The sequence below is a fragment of the Thermogemmatispora sp. genome, assembly GCF_042408735.1.
GTDB lineage: Bacteria > Chloroflexota > Ktedonobacteria > Ktedonobacterales > Ktedonobacteraceae > Thermogemmatispora.
This window is the reverse complement of record NZ_JBHOQV010000142.1, coordinates 81,039-95,633: the sequence shown is the minus strand read 5'-3', so window position 1 is coordinate 95,633 and position 14,595 is coordinate 81,039. Positions and strand designations below refer to the sequence as shown.

Genomic DNA, 14,595 nt, shown 5'->3' with positions numbered 1-14,595 from the left:
GTCTGCTGCTGGCTGTAGATCGAATCAAGCGTGCTCTGAATGGTCGAGCTGGGCATCGAGGGATCGAAAATGTAGACGTTCGGCCCAAAGTTCGGCGTCCCCGTGGGCGGCGTCGAGGTCGCGGTCGCGGTCGGCGTTGCGCCGCTCGCGGGCAGGACCTCCAGGCCATTGACCTGGGCGTTATCCACCACCGTACTAAACTGGATCGTCAGCGTCCCACTCCCCGAAGCCGTCACACTAAACTCCTTCACCACCGCCTTGTTCGCCCCTCCCGCCGCCGCGTAAATGTCAAAGTTCGAAAGCACCTGCTGCCCGTTAATGCTCACATTGAAGACTCGCTTGCCCGCCGCAGTCCAGTACGTCTCGGCAAAATGCAGCCGCACCAGATAGGTAGCTCCCGCTGTCAGACCCGGGATCGTATAGGTAAAGTTGCCATAGCGGTTGCTCTGATAGACCGCCTGGGGCGCCGGATTCGTCACCCCCGACGTATCAATGGCGTTGCTCGTGCTAGCCGTTGTTCCCCCGCTATAGTAGGTATCCGCAACGAACGACCCCACCGCAGGCCCACCAGCATTGATCTGGAGCGGTGTGGCAGCATAGGCAGGTAAAGCCCGCCTAAAGGAAGGAAAAACCAGAACAAGAGAGCAGATGAAGAGGAGAGTAAGCACACACATCAGAGCGCGTCGTCCAGTCTTGCGCAGCCTTGCAGCGCGGGGAGCATATGCGTCCATGACATCTCCTTTCCTCATTGATAGACCATAGAGCGCGCGAGATAGGTCATCCCGACAACGGCGAACCGGCAGACGGAGCGTCCGGCATCACCAGGAGCCTCTGCGACCAGGGACGGGAGCGGGCGCCAGGCGGCCAGGCGCCACCACCGCCCAGACAAGAGCCAGAAGCCGGCATAAGAGGGAGCAGGCGGAGAAGAGAGGAGCACCTCCTTTCTGAGTCAGACCTTTCTCAGCGGGCCAAAGAGCCGGGTCCGCGGGCAGCGGAAGCGGCGGAGAGCGGGCCGTGCGCGAGCGGTCTTTCGAAAGAAATCGAAATCGATTTCTAAAGGTAACTATACGGATTCGGGTCCTGGTTGTCAAGAAGGGGAGGTCAGCGGGGGAGGCAGGAGAGGCACAGAGAGACAGAGGACAAGTGAAAGGACAGGTTTCGCCCTACTGGCTGTGCTATAATAGGGCGGAAACTTTCAGAGGGGAGCAAGCACAGGAACAAGCCAATGGCAAAAAGGCAGAACACCGACGGGCGGCCCACGATCGCCCAGATCGCCAAAATAGCGGGGGTATCCGTGCCCACGGTCTCCAAAGTACTCAACGGACGTTCAGACGTCGCGCCGCCCACGCGCGAGAAAGTCGAGCGCATCATTGAAGAGTATGGTTTTGTCCGCAACCGTGCGGCTCGTGCCCTGCGCAGAGGCAAAACCGGCTTAGTGGATCTCCTGCTGCCGCGCCTTGACGACGAATACTACCTGCCCATTCTGGAGGGAGTGGCCCAGGTCCTGCGCGAGGCTGGCATGCGTCTGGTACTGACAGCGACCGATTACAAAGCGGAGGAGGAAGTACGCTGGATCGCCACCGTCACCGATCACTCAACCGACGGCATTCTGGTAGTCTTGCCTTCGGAGAGAGCCATCGAGCAGCTTGAGCGCTCCGGTCTCCCGTTTGTCCTGATTCACAATCAGGGGGGACTGCAGGCCACGGCGCCCTCGGTGCGCATCACAAGCTGGGAGGGGGGCTTTGTAGCGACCACCTACCTGATCCGGCTCGGCCACCGGCGCATCGCCTACATTGGCAAAACGGCGCCCGCCAAAGATGCCATCGAGCGCATTGCCGGCTATCGCGCTGCCCTCGACGCCGCCGGGCTTCCTCTGCTGCCCGAGCTGGAGTGCGACGGCGACTTTACCGAGGCCGGCGGCTATCAGGCCACGCTGCGTTTGCTGGAGCTGGCCGAGCCGCCAACGGCCATCTTCGCCGGCAACGACCGCCAGGCGGCAGGCGTCTACCGCGCCCTCCATGAGCGCGGACTGACGGTGCCCGAACAGATGAGCGTAGTAGGCTTTGACAACTTGCCTTATACCGAAATTATGAATCCGCCTCTGACGACGGTCCATGCTCCACGCCTGGAGCTGGGACGAACGGCGGCCACGATGTTGCTCCGCCTGATCAACGGTGAACGGCTTGAGATGCCACGCATGCTGCTGCCAACCCACCTGGTGGAGCGCCAGTCGTGCTGCCCTCCCCCCCAGGCGTGAGGCAGCCCCTCTGGGCGGGGGCGCCAGGCAATGAGGCCCGCGCTCCCAGCTCCCTCCCTCCCTCCTCCCCCTCCGGGCAGCGGAAATTTCCCCAGCGTTATGCTTTTCGAAAATAACCATTTATTTTTTCGACATCTCTTGACAGGTCACCCCAAATTCTCTATATTCAAGACAAAGGCTCCGATATTGATTTCGAAATCTATCGAAAAGCAAAGGAGGGAGAACGCCCGCGCTCCGCGCGCCTGACCCCAGCCAGGCGACGGCAGCCAGCCGGCGAGATGGGGAGAGCACCGCCTCTTTCCTCTGGCCTGCTGCTGTGCCCCAACCGACCATCTCAGCCCTCATCGCTTCTCACTCAGCGACTTGACTTGTGTAGCAAAGCAGCAAAGGAGTTGTCATGGACGCGTCTACTCCCAGGGAAGCAAGGCAGCCCTTGTTTTCGGCTCGCAAGCCTCTATGGCCACCGGTCGTGCGGCCAGCGCTGTCTCAGTTACTTTATGGGCTATTGGCTCTCACTCTGTTGTGCTCAGCAGGAACGCTGGCCTTGATATTGGCGCGGGCACCGCTAGCGCGGGCGGCTGCTCCACTGCAGATCAACGCTGGTGGACCGGCCATCTCTCCCTTCCTGGCCGACACCGACTTCTCCGGCGGCGGCACCTCCTCCACCTCTCACGCCGTCGATACCTCCGGCCTGGCCAATCCCGCTCCTCAAGCCGTCTACCAGAGCGCCCGCCTCGGTAACTTCTCCTACACCATCCCTTCCCTCACACCCAACGCCACCTACACCGTCCGCCTTCACTTCGCCGAAACCTATTGGACCGCCTCCGGCAAACGCCTCTTCAACGTCTCGCTCAACGGTCAGCTCGTCCTCTCCAACTTCGATATCTTCGCTGCCGCCGGCGGCTCCGACAAAGCCATCATCAAAGAGTTCAGCGCCCCTGCTTCCTCCAGCGGCACCCTCTCCCTCCAGTTCACGTCCCTCGTCGACCAGGCCCAGCTCAACGGCCTGGAGGTCCTGCCGGCCTCCAGCAGCGGCTGGACGCTGGTTTGGAGCGACAACTTCAGCGGCCCAGCGGGCAGCTCGCCCTCGGCAGCCAACTGGATCATCGACACCGGCACCGGCTACCCCGGCGGACCAGCGAACTGGGGGACCGGCGAGGTCGAGACCATGAGCAACTCGACCAGCAACGTCTATCTTGATGGCCACAACCACCTCAACATCAAGGCCATCAACACCAACGGCAGTTGGACCTCGGGGCGCATCGAGACGCGCCGCAGCGACTTTGCCGCTCCGGCAGGCGGCATGCTGCAAATCAGTGCCAGCATCAAACAGCCCTCCCCATCTAACGGCCTCGGCTACTGGCCTGCCTTCAGCGCTATGGGGTCCCAGTACCGCGGCAATTACCAGAACTGGCCAGCCGTCGGGCAGATCGATATTCTGGAGGATGTCAACGGACGCAGTGCCGAGATCGCCACTCTGCACTGTGGCAGCGCCCCCGGCGGCCCCTGCAACGAGTACAATGGCCTCACCAGCGGCCTGGCCACCTGCCCAGGCTGCCAGAGCGATTATCACACCTACTCGATCATTATCGACCGCACTCTCTCGGACGAGCAGATTCGCTGGTACCTGGACAACCAGCAGATCTGGATCGTGCGCGAGAGCCAGGTCGGTGTCAGTACCTGGCAGACCGCCGTCGACCAGAGCTTCTTTCTGATCTTCGACCTGGCTATCGGTGGCTCCTTTCCTGATACGGTCTGCGGCTGCACCACGCCCAGCGCCGCGACCTCATCGGGCGGAACCCTGAGCATCGCCTCCGTGGCGGTCTACCAGAAAACAGGGACGCCCCCACCGGCTCTGACAACGCCACCCATTCCCAGAGGAGCCAGCGTTGTGAGAATCACAGGCACTCAGGGAAACTGGCAACTGCTCGTCAACGGCTCGCCCTACCTGATCAAGGGCGTCACCTTCGGCCCTGCGAACGCCGCTGCCCTGGCCTATATGCCCGACCTGCAGGCGCTGGGCGTCAACACGATCCGCACCTGGGGCACCGACAACAGCACGCAGGCCCTCTTAGATGCAGCCGCCGCCTACGGCCTCAAAGTCATCAATGGCTTCTGGCTCTCCCAGAGTGCTGACTATCTGAACGATAGCGCCTACAAAGCGAGCCAGCTCAGTGCCATTCAGAACCTGGTAAACACCTACAAGAACAGCCCGGCGGTCCTGATGTGGGACGTCGGCAACGAGGTCCTGCTCAACCTCCAGAATACCTTCTCGGGGACGCAGCTTGAGCAAGAGCGCCGGGCCTATGCCCAGTTTGTCGACCAGGTGGCCCAGGCCATCCACGCCATCGATCCCAACCACCCGGTGACCTCCACTGATGCCTGGACCGGCGCCTGGACCTACTATCAGGCCAACGCACCTCACCTGGACCTTTACGCTGTCAATTCCTACGGCGCCGTCTGCAACGTCAAGCAAGACTGGATCAACGGCGGCTACACCGTCCCCTACGTCGTGACCGAGTCGGGGCCGCCCGGCGAGTGGGAGGTACCCAACGACGCCAACGGCGTTCCCCAGGAGACCAGCGATGGGCAGTCGGCTCAGGGCTACGCCAGTGCCTGGAACTGCATTACAGGCCATAGCGGCGTGGCGCTTGGAGCGACGCTCTTCAACTATGGGATCGAGAACGACTTTGGTGGTGTCTGGTTCAACCTGAAAACTGGCGGATGGAAGCGTCTGGCCTACTACACAGTTCAACAGCTCTACACGGGCCAGGCCGCACCGACGAGTAGCACCCCACCGCTGATCTCCAACCTGACGGTCAGCGCGAACAGCGTGCCAGCCGGTGGCCAGTTCACCCTGAGCGCCAGCGTGAGCAACCCGGGCGGCAATCTGCTGCGCTACAATATCATGTTCAGCAGCAAATACATCGATGGCAGTACCGGTCTGAGCTACGCCAGCTTCACGCAGACGGGAGCGAGCACCTTCTCCGTGACGGCCCCCAGGGTCCTGGGGACCTGGAAAGTCTACCTTTACGCCTACGACGGCCAGGGCAACGCTGGCATCGAGACGCGCTCGTTCAAGGTAGTGCCGCCGCCCGTCAACGGCACCAACGTCGCTCTGGGGAAGCCAACCACAGCCTCGTCCTATCAGACCACCGGCAACGGCGCGCCGTATCCACCCTCGAACGCAACCGATGGCAACCTGGCGACGCGCTGGGCCAGCGATTGGAGCGATCCACAGTGGATCATGGTCGACCTTGGCCAGGTGCGGCAGATTCGCCACATCCAACTCATCTGGGAGACTGCCTACGGCTCGGCCTACCAGATCCAGGTCTCTAACGACGGGGCTAGCTGGACGACGATCTACTCGACGACCAGCGGCAGCGGCGGCGTCGACGATTTCGATGTCAGCGGCTCCGGCAGGTACGTGCGCCTCTACGGAACGGCGCGCGGCACCGCTTACGGCTACTCGCTCTGGGAGTTTGGCATCTACAGCCCCGCATAATGACGCCTCCCCAATCCGCGGGCCAGGGTCACTCCCGTTCGCTTGCTTCTTGTGCTCGCTCCTCCTGGCCCGCCCTGGCGGGGGGAGAGAAGAGTCGCCACCTCTGCGCTCTTCTCTCCCTCTCGGGGGAGGGCGGGCAGTCAGGCAGAGGCTTCTTCAAGGTCCCGTTTGCCAGCCAGGTCCTGACCTGATCCTTTCCCAACCTTCACGTCAGGTCCCTGCCTGGCCTGCCTGCTATAAGAAACATGCAGCAGGGGGCGCGGAAGGGCCTCATCGAACACATAATAGCGAGTCGTCTCCCGCATCAGGACCGGCAAGGGCCCGGCACAGAAGACCGTTCCCTGATGGAGCCGCACCCACTCATAGTAAGAAGGCGCCAGGTCGAAGGCCGCATAGCGATGCCGCTGACTCGTACGCAGCCCTTCCAGCAAGGACGGCTGAGTAAAGAGAACCAGGTTACCCCAGTTGCCATCGGAGAGCTGGAGAGAGGCATAGCTGACCAGCTCTGGGAAGCGAACCAGCTCATGCACAAGCGCCAGATCGAGCTTGTTGATGCGCTCTACGACCTCGGCGGATAGTCCCGCCCGTTTTTTCCCGATGAAGCCAACAAAGCCCAGCTCTCCCATTGGCGCGGGAGGCAGCCGATAAATAATCAGGCGGGAGGCCAGACGTCGGTGCCGAGGAAAGAGGCGTCGCCGGCGTGGCAGCCTGACCGGAGCCGGTTCCTCAGTGCCCTGCAGCAGCCCGATCTGCTCCATCGTCGGCAGCAAGATCGCCGTCAAGAGACTCTCATCATAACGGTCATCATGCAACTCGCCGCAGGTAAACAGCTCGGGCACAACGCGCGACCATTGGCTGATGGCTCTGTGCAGCTCGCTTCTCATTCGGCGGGAACCTCCTCATCCAGAAAAACCAGCTTCCCGCGCCTTAGCGCCTCCGGATGGCGCCACTGGAGAAAGAAGAGATAGGCCAGTCCCAGGAGAATCCACAGCGCTAGCAGAGGGGCTGCCAGGTTGAGCGGGAAGGGAGGCACTGGATAGATTTGTACAGCCAGCGGGAAAAGCAAGATCACCGCGGGCACAAGCGGAAGCACCAAATGGGAGAAGAAATGGAACTCATCTTCGCGCTCGCGAATAGAGAAGACCAGGGCCGCCAGGCAGGAAGCAATATAGAGCACCAGGAAGCCGAGAGTCAGCAGGGTTCCCAACAAGGAAAAAGCGGTTGAGACGCCGAAGAGAAGGCCCGTTACTAGCGCTATGAGGGTCGCCGCCGTCACATGCAAGCCAATCGCCAGTCCGGGCGTCTGATGCTTGCTCAAGCGAGCCAGGCTGGCCGGCAACGCCCCAGCCCGCGCCAGGGCGTAGATCACGCGCGTGGTGGCATTGATTCCGGCATTGCCGTTGCCGAGCGAACTATTGATGATCGCCAGACTCACGATCACCGGTCCGCTTAGCCCCCAATAGCGTCGGCTCAACTCCACCCAGGGATTAGCGGCAGCAACATAGCCATCCAGATGGTTTACGCCCCAGCCAATCACTCCGGCATAGGAGGCCAGCACATAAAAGAGGCCGATGCCGATGGCAGAGGCGATCACCGCCCGCGGGATGGTACGCCGCGGCTGCTCCGACTCTTCGGCCAGCGGCGCCGCCGCTTCAAAGCCCAGAAAGGCCAGGAAGGCGAAGATCATCCCCTGCCCAATGCCCAGCCAGCCACCGAGCCGGCCATCGAGAGCGAAGGCCGGAGTGAAGGTAGTCAGGTCATTATGACTTCCGGCAGTAATGATCATCGTCAGACTCAACAGCAGCAGAATGCCAATCTCGATGAGGCCCAGCACCAGGCTGGCATCGGCCGAGAGTTTGATGCCGAAATAGGTCAGCACCAGCAAGAGGGCATTGCCGACCAGCACCCAGACATACCAGGGAATGGTGATCCCCGTGAGGTCGGCAACCAGGCTCTCGCTCACCGTGCCCCAGACCAGACTGATAAAGGGCAGCAGGAGCGGTTGTGCCAGCAAGAAAATCCAGCCGGCCAGAAAGCCCAAATGAGACCCCAGGCCGCGGCTGATGTAAGTATAGAGGCCGCCCGCCGAGGGAATGTGCACCGCCAGGCGCCCGATATTGGCCGCTACCAGGGCACTGGCTACGGTCGCAAGCAGCACAGCCAGCGGCAGCGAGGCCCCTGTGTAGGGGATAGCAGGGGTCAGAGCCGCCGTCACGGCAGTGGCCGGCGCCATCGAGGTAATCGATTGAAAGAGCACTTCCGATAAGCCAATAGCGTTGCGGCGCAGGGCACTCGGCCTTGCCGCTGGCTGGCCAGCGCCAGATGGCGCCGAGGCCAGGCGCTCAGGTACTTCCGACATGAAAAGCAGTCCCCCTTTCTCACCGGTTCATCGCTCGCCCTCTTTTTCTCCCGAGGTCGAGCCGCTCAAGAAAAAAAACAAGAACAGAGAGATTATTCCCTCTGTTCATCCAGCCTGGAGCTTGCGTTTCCTGCAGCGGAGGCAGCGCCGCCCTCCGCCTCCTCTCTCGCTCTCCCGTTGGTGATAGCTTACCTGCTCTCCCTCTCCCCTGTCAATAGGTTGTTGACAAAATTTATCTGTTTAGTCAATAATATCGGCGAAGTTACCCCGGCGTTGCGCGCCCAGGGGATGATCCGCTGATTGTCGCGCTGCTCCATCCGGGGCAGCCGTTGCGGCGCCAGTCAGGCCAGATCAGGTCAGTCAGATCAGATCAGGCCAGAGAATGAGCACAGGAGGCATAGCAGGCCATGAGTCAGCACTACGAGGGAGAACAAGACACGCTTCGTACAAACGCTCTCGAAGAGCGAGCGCTACAAGAAGTCCTCCACTTTCCCTTAGTGGAAGCCCTTTTTGGCAGGCGCTCGCGACGTTTTCTACTGGGGGCAGAGATTCCGGATGGGCCGTTGGCCTACAAGTCGCGCCACGAGCCGCTGCCTCTCTCCGAGCTGGAGACCCTGCTCGTGCTTCTGGCAGTGGGAGGCAACACCGGCTGGCATCACTCCATTACTCGTCACGAGCGCTACGCCCCGCACCTGGCCAATTATGCCGGCGCTGCCGGTGGACGCACGTTCCCCTCGGCGGCGGGTTTTCATACCAGCGAAATTTTCTTTACGGATGACAGCGGGACCTATTTCTTTTCGACGCGCGACGCCCCGGCGCTCGTCTCCAAAGCCGAGGACGGGACTCTCTCGCTTGTTGATCTCATCAAAGCTCATCGCGGGCGCATTCGCAAGCTCTCGGACCAGCGCATCTATCTGCCCCCTCGCGAGCCTTACATGGAGGGACACAACACCTGGGTCGCCAACCGTCCTGGTTCGCTACTGGTCATCCCCGTTGGCGATGTTGCCCAGCACACTATCGCCAATCTCTGCTTCTATACCCAGAACGGCTACTGCATCTACGACGACATCCACCGCCGCCCTATACCGGGAATCGAGCGCTTTGCCGATCTGGTCGATGTCGAGCATCCTCTCCCATTGACTTTTCTCGATCAGTACTCGCTAACCGAGTGCACCGCCGAGCTAGCGACCGCCGCCTATGCCGGTATGTTGATGCTCCAGGCCCTGGGCCTGGGCGGCTGGATGTTCGACGGCATCGATCGCCTGACTATGCTGGGCGCCAGCGGCGATCCGGAGGTACCGGGGCTGGGCTTCCGCTACGATCAGGACAGCCGTTGGGCCCAACCCAATCCCACCGGTCTGGAAGGGGTCTTTGAGGGATATTGTCCTCCCCACTATCCGACGATGCGAGCTGCCGTTGACCGCTTCTGCGAGCGCAAATTTGGACCTGGCGGGCCTTTCCACCCCGACACGCCCGGTCCCTGGAAGGAGAGCCGCAAGGTGCGCAGCAGCGCCCAGGTTCATGACGAGCGCTTCCGCGCGTGCGTGGCGCTCCAGGCCCAGTATCTTTTCGATACCTTTGGTAAGTTCCCGGCGACCGTACCGACGATCTTTATTCTGATGTACCTGCAGGCCCATCACCTGGACCTGGAGTATTACGATAGGCTCTTTGAGCCGGGGGCCTATCTCCGCACGCACGCGGAGCATTTACAGACCTGGCATGGGATCAGCAATCTCTAGCCGGAGAGCATCGGCCTCAAGAGACCGCTCTCAGCCAGGCCGCATGCGCATGAAGCCCAGCCCTGGGGAGAGAGGCGCGGAGGGGTCGAGCCCCCACCCAGGCTCTCCCCCCGGGGCAAGGGCAGGCTGGCCTGACGGTCTCCTCTCACCAGAGGCGGCTAGCAGGCAGGGATAGCAGCACGCTCAGGCTGGCCCTGGTCCCTGGGTGCTTGCTCCTGGTCTTGCTCTGGCGCAGGGCCTGGCGGCAATACCAGGCAGGCTGTTGGAGGGAAGGAGAGCAGGACGCGCTGCCCAGGGGCAAAGGGTTCGGCCTGGAGAGCGGGGAGATCGACCGTGAAGAGCTGTCCGCCCTCGCTGCGCACCCGGAAGCGCGTCACGGCCCCCAGGAAGGTGCGTAGCTCTACCGTGCCTGGCAGGAGATTGACATGGGCCTCGACGGCCTCCCCCTCCAGTTGCCCATCGTCGGCGGCCAGGCGCAGCGCCATCTGCTCGGGACGCACCACGAGCAGGACCGGGCAGCCATCGCTCAGGTGCGGCTGAGGCGGCACCTGCAGCCGCAGCCCGTCAGCCAGACACTGGCCGGCCTGGGCCTGTTCGAGCAGAGCCGGCAGACGGTTACTGGTCCCCACGAAGCCCGCCACAAAGGCCGTCCGGGGCTGGCGATAGATCTCCTCCGGTCTCCCAAGCTGCTCGATGCGCCCCTGGGCCATGACCGCGATCCGATCGGAGATCGCCAGGGCCTCCTCCTGGTCATGGGTCACGTAGATCACGGTCATCCCAAGCTGCTGCTGGATGCGCCGGATCTCTTCGCGCAGTGTCACCCGCACTGCCGCATCGAGGGCCGAAAGCGGCTCGTCGAGCAGCAGGACCTGCGGCTCAATGGCCAAGGCCCGCGCCAGAGCCACGCGCTGTTGTTGCCCACCCGAGAGTTGGTGAGGGTAGCTGCGCGCGCGGTCGGCCAGCCCCACCAGCGCGAGTAGCTCCTGTGTGCGCTGGCGCACCTGCTCCCCGGGCAGATGCCTCATCTTGAGACCAAAGGCCACGTTCTGCTCAGCGGTCAGATGCGGAAAAAGGGCATATGACTGGAAGACCATGCCCATCGGGCGCCGATTGGCCGGGCGGGTCGTGATCTCCTCGCTCGCCAGCAGAATACGCCCGGCCTCGGGCCATTCAAAGCCAGCAACCAGGCGCAGGATGGTCGTCTTGCCGCAGCCACTCGGCCCCAAGAGCGTCAGAAACTCGCCGCGCTCGACGGCCAGCGAGACGTTCTCAACCGCCCGTCGCCTGCCAAAGGACTTTCTCAATTCCAGCAGTTCCAGAAAAGCCATGGCTTTCGTCCTCTTCGGATGCCGAACAGGCAGCCCCCTGTGTCCGGCAGTGTGAGCTGTTCCAGGCATTGCAACTGCTCGCTCCCTGCTCGAGCGAGCAAGGTTTCAGCGCAGGCCCGCATTCTCAAGCTGAGCGGGCGAGGCTCCCCATCCTGGACGACGGCCCGCGGTTAGCAGCAGGCCCAAGAGGCAGAGGAGCGTGAACAGGAAACTGAGTACAGAGAGCAAGGCCGCACGGTGCGGGTCATTCTGCCCCGTGACGTCGAGATAGATCGGGAAGGTATAGCAGTTGAAGAGGCTGGCCAGGGTCAGCTCGCCCATCACCGTTGAAAAGGTCAGCAGGGCCGCGCTCACCACGCCCGGCCAGATGGCAGGCAGAATCACCAGCAGCAGCGTGCGCCACCAGCCAGCTCCCAGGCTGGCCGCCGCCTCCGCCAGCGTCTTGACATCGGAGGCACGCAGACTGTTGTCGATGGCGCGGTAGGCGAAGGGCAGAGCGATGATGACATAGGCACAGATCAGCACAAGCGGCACATCCAGCAGCGGTAGCAGGCTGTTGAGGGCCGGCACCAGGCCCAGCGAGAGCCAGGTCACCAGGGGGTTGCTGGAGGCCGCCCCGCCATATTCCTGAAGCAGGCCCGTGCCGAGGACAATGGGCGGCACCGCAAAAGGCAGGAGCGCCAGAACTTCTAGCAGGGGCCGGGCCTGGGGCAGACGCAGCCGGACCAGGTAGGCGGTGGGGGTCAGCAGGAGCACCAGCAGCAGGGTAGCGCCCACGGCCAGCCCGAGTGAGGTCAGCAGCGTCTGCCCGAAATCGGGATCGCTGAAGGCCGCACCGAGCGCTTCAAAAAGGTTGCTCCAACGCCGGTCGGTGCTCAGGCCAAAGGCCAGGGTTGTCGCCAGAGGCAGGAGCAGATAAAGCAGAACCAGCCCTAGAGCCAGCCTGGTCAGAAGATTGCTTAGCCTGCCTCCCGGCAGATCGGCGGTCCGGCGAGACGGCGCGGCCCCTCCCGTTGCGGCCCGGTTCGGATCGTGTGGCCCAAGAGAAACCATCGCTTCCTCCTTCCTCTTTCGTCTCCACTCCACGCCACGAGCCAGGTCCTCTGGCTAGCTAGCTAGCTAGCTAGCGACCCTGCCAGCGGCTGGCTCGCCTGAGCATGGCTATATAGAGGGCGACAGCGGCCAGCAGAACGACTATCATACCGACCGCCAGAGCGTCGCCCAGGCCGAAGTCGACGGAGACATTGCCGTTGACCACGAAATCGATCAGGATGGGTACCAGATTGATATTGCCCTGGGCCAGAGCGAAGGCTGTAGCAAAGGCCCCGAAGGCATTGGCAAAGAGCAGCATGGTCCCAGCCACCAGCGACGGCAAGAGAATGGGGAAGGCCACTCGCCACCAGTAGGCCACAGACGAGGCTCCCAGGTTGATAGCGGCCTCGCGCCACTCTGGGCGCAGGCCAGCCAGGGCGGGCAGGGTCACCAGGATCATCAGCGGAAGCTGGAAATAGACATAGACCAGTACCAGGCCCCAGAACTGGTAAATGCTGAATCCCATGCTGTAGAGATCGAGATGCAGCCAGCTTCGCAGGGCGATCGTCACGAAGCCGGTCACACCCAGGGTCGCCACAAAGGCAAAGGCCAGCGGGACGCCGGCAAAGTTGGCGGCGATGCTGCAGAAACTGATCAGCACCTGACGCAGCCAGCCCTGGCGCAGACTGGCCAGCCCGGCCGCCGCCAATGTCCCCAGCAGGCCACCGATGAGCGCCGTGACCAGCGAGAGGGCCAGGCTGTTTTGAAAAGCCCGTAGATTGCTGGCCTGAGCCAGCAGGCGCCGATAGCTGGCCAGGCTTAGTCCGCCGCTACCGCCGTCGGTGAGACTTCCCTCGACGGTGAGAAAGACGGGCAGGATCTCAAAGAGCAGACAGAAAAGCAGGAAGGGCACCAGGGGCGCCCAGGCCAGGACCCTGGCCAACGGCCCGGCCCATCCTCTCGCTGCGAGCCGTTCCCTCCCTGTTCGCCCTGCGGTCTGGCTGCTTGTAGCACCGGCCACCTGTGAGGCCATACCTATCCCTCCTTGGAGAGTTGGAGAGCGCGGCCAGGCTGGTCTGAGCAGGGACACCGCCCTGGCCCCGCCAGGAGCCTGGCCGGCCTGCTCGCGCGGGCAAGAGCCGCGCTCTGTCCCTGCTACGAGCCGAGCACCTGCGGTCCCCAGTTGGTGTTGACCACGGTCGAGGCGGCGGTGAGCTGAGCCAGCGACGGGAAACGCACGTTGGCATATTGCCCGGCAGGAGGCAGTTTGGCGGCTAGCTCTGGGGGGACCTTGCCGGCAGCTACCAGCTTCTGATAGCGGGCCGGATGGGCATAGCCTTTGAGATAGAAAAGCTGCCCTTCGTCCGAGAAAATATATTCGATCCAGAGACGGGCCGCAAAAGGATGAGGGGCCGTCTTGTTGATGATCGAGACATAGGGGCCGGCGATCGAGCCATCGGAGGGAATGATCACCTCCAGGTGGGGCTTGCCCGCCAGTTGATCGCGGAAGCCCAGGCCGAGATAGTCCCACATCACGGCGATCGCCACCTCCCCGGTCGAAATATTGGCAATGCTGGAGCGGGCCACCGTGAAGTTGCCGCGCTTCTTCAACTGAGCAAAGTAGTCGAGGCCCGGCTGGATGTTGTCCAGGCTGCCGCCATTGGCCAGGGCCGCCGCAAAGACCGCCAGGAAGGCGTCGTTGGCCTGACGCGGATCGCCATCGATACCGACCATGTTTTTGTAGTTCCCGCTGAGCAGCTCAGCGAAAGAGGTCGGTGGTTTCTTGACGATGTCGGTATTGATTACAAAGGCCTGGGCCCCGTAGTACTCGGTGCACCAGTAGCCCTGCGGATCCTTGAGGCCGGCATCGATGTCGTCCCAGTGGGCGTGCTTGTAGGGGGCCACTAGCCCCTGCTGAACGGCCAAAGGGCCAAACTTGAAGCCGACGTCGCCGATATCGCCGTGGGGGCGCGTTTTGGAGTTCTTGAAAACCTCTAGCTCCTGGGCCGAGGAATATTCGGCTTCGGCTTTGTAGGAGATGGGCAGACCATAGTGGCTGCTGTAGCCTGCCAGGATGTCTTTGTAGTCAGCCCACTCGGGCGGGATGCCGACGGCCTGCAGCTGGCCCTCTTTCTTCGCATTGGCAATCAGGGTTTCCATCTTGATGGGGCCGGCCAGGTTCAGGCCAGCCGTGGTGGCGCCGCTGCCAGAGCTGGCGCTCCCACAGGCCTCAAGCAGGGCCGCCAGGGCACTGGCCGAGAGGCCGGCCGTGCCCGCGCGCCTGAGAAAGCGGCGCCGACTTTGCCGACCCCAGAGGTCGCTAAATAGCAGCTCTTCCTGGCTGCGGATAGGGCGCATCAAAGGCTACCTCCCAG

10 protein-coding genes are annotated in these 14,595 nt (G+C 62.6%); 3 read left to right on the top strand and 7 right to left on the bottom strand.

Annotated features, from left to right (window positions below):
• A partial coding sequence (locus tag ACFMO7_RS15765; RefSeq protein ID WP_376796449.1) for a malectin domain-containing carbohydrate-binding protein occupies positions 1–731 on the bottom strand: 731 nt, incomplete at its 3' end.
• 494 nt (positions 732–1,225) lie between these two features.
• Here ACFMO7_RS15765 and ACFMO7_RS15760 point away from each other — a divergent pair.
• Entirely contained in the window at positions 1,226–2,257 is a 1,032-nt protein-coding gene (locus tag ACFMO7_RS15760) for a LacI family DNA-binding transcriptional regulator (RefSeq protein WP_376796448.1), read from the top strand.
• 544 nt (positions 2,258–2,801) lie between these two features.
• Positions 2,802–5,762, top strand: a complete 2,961-nt coding sequence (locus ACFMO7_RS15755) for a malectin domain-containing carbohydrate-binding protein (RefSeq protein WP_376796447.1) — start codon at positions 2,802–2,804, stop codon at positions 5,760–5,762.
• A 140-nt stretch (positions 5,763–5,902) separates the two neighbouring features.
• Here ACFMO7_RS15755 and ACFMO7_RS15750 read toward each other — a convergent pair whose 3' ends face one another.
• Positions 5,903–6,646, bottom strand: a complete 744-nt coding sequence (locus ACFMO7_RS15750; protein WP_376796446.1) for a hypothetical protein — start codon at positions 6,644–6,646, stop codon at positions 5,903–5,905.
• A complete protein-coding gene (locus ACFMO7_RS15745; RefSeq protein ID WP_376796445.1) occupies positions 6,643–8,121 on the bottom strand; it encodes an APC family permease in 1,479 nt (492 codons plus the stop codon). The genes ACFMO7_RS15750 and ACFMO7_RS15745 overlap by 4 nt, the downstream gene beginning before the upstream one ends.
• A 407-nt stretch (positions 8,122–8,528) precedes the next feature.
• Between ACFMO7_RS15745 and ACFMO7_RS15740 the strand changes: the two genes are divergently transcribed.
• Positions 8,529–9,860: a hypothetical protein gene (locus tag ACFMO7_RS15740; RefSeq protein WP_376796444.1), complete on the top strand. Its 1,332-nt coding sequence runs from the start codon at positions 8,529–8,531 to the stop codon at positions 9,858–9,860.
• Positions 9,861–10,018: 158 nt separating this feature from the next.
• On the opposite strand, the gene ACFMO7_RS15735 is transcribed toward ACFMO7_RS15740, so the two are convergent.
• From ACFMO7_RS15735 to ACFMO7_RS15720, 4 genes are all read right to left on the bottom strand, one after another.
• Positions 10,019–11,188 carry an ABC transporter ATP-binding protein gene (locus tag ACFMO7_RS15735; RefSeq protein WP_376796443.1) on the bottom strand — a complete coding sequence of 390 codons (1,170 nt, stop codon included), beginning with the start codon at positions 11,186–11,188 and terminating at the stop codon, positions 10,019–10,021.
• Between the two features lie 105 nt (positions 11,189–11,293).
• On the bottom strand, positions 11,294–12,241 hold the full coding sequence (locus ACFMO7_RS15730) for an ABC transporter permease (protein WP_376796442.1): 948 nt from the start codon (positions 12,239–12,241) through the stop codon (positions 11,294–11,296).
• A gap of 70 nt (positions 12,242–12,311) precedes the next feature.
• Positions 12,312–13,253: an ABC transporter permease gene (locus ACFMO7_RS15725; protein WP_376796441.1), complete on the bottom strand. Its 942-nt coding sequence runs from the start codon at positions 13,251–13,253 to the stop codon at positions 12,312–12,314.
• A 122-nt stretch (positions 13,254–13,375) separates the two neighbouring features.
• Positions 13,376–14,578 carry an extracellular solute-binding protein gene (locus ACFMO7_RS15720; protein ID WP_376796451.1) on the bottom strand — a complete coding sequence of 401 codons (1,203 nt, stop codon included), beginning with the start codon at positions 14,576–14,578 and terminating at the stop codon, positions 13,376–13,378.
• Between the last annotated feature and the right edge of the window lie 17 nt (positions 14,579–14,595).

What these genes read in the sequence shown, in the direction of transcription:
- ACFMO7_RS15760 (WP_376796448.1), top strand. Translation starts at nt 1,226, where the DNA reads ATGGCAAAAAGGCAGAACACCGACGGGCGGCCCACGATCGCCCAGATC.
- ACFMO7_RS15750 (WP_376796446.1), bottom strand. Translation starts at nt 6,646, where the DNA reads ATGAGAAGCGAGCTGCACAGAGCCATCAGCCAATGGTCGCGCGTTGTG.
- ACFMO7_RS15745 (WP_376796445.1), bottom strand. Translation starts at nt 8,121, where the DNA reads ATGTCGGAAGTACCTGAGCGCCTGGCCTCGGCGCCATCTGGCGCTGGC.
- ACFMO7_RS15740 (WP_376796444.1), top strand. Translation starts at nt 8,529, where the DNA reads ATGAGTCAGCACTACGAGGGAGAACAAGACACGCTTCGTACAAACGCT.
- ACFMO7_RS15735 (WP_376796443.1), bottom strand. Translation starts at nt 11,188, where the DNA reads ATGGCTTTTCTGGAACTGCTGGAATTGAGAAAGTCCTTTGGCAGGCGA.
- ACFMO7_RS15730 (WP_376796442.1), bottom strand. Translation starts at nt 12,241, where the DNA reads ATGGTTTCTCTTGGGCCACACGATCCGAACCGGGCCGCAACGGGAGGG.
- ACFMO7_RS15725 (WP_376796441.1), bottom strand. Translation starts at nt 13,253, where the DNA reads ATGGCCTCACAGGTGGCCGGTGCTACAAGCAGCCAGACCGCAGGGCGA.
- ACFMO7_RS15720 (WP_376796451.1), bottom strand. Translation starts at nt 14,578, where the DNA reads ATGCGCCCTATCCGCAGCCAGGAAGAGCTGCTATTTAGCGACCTCTGG.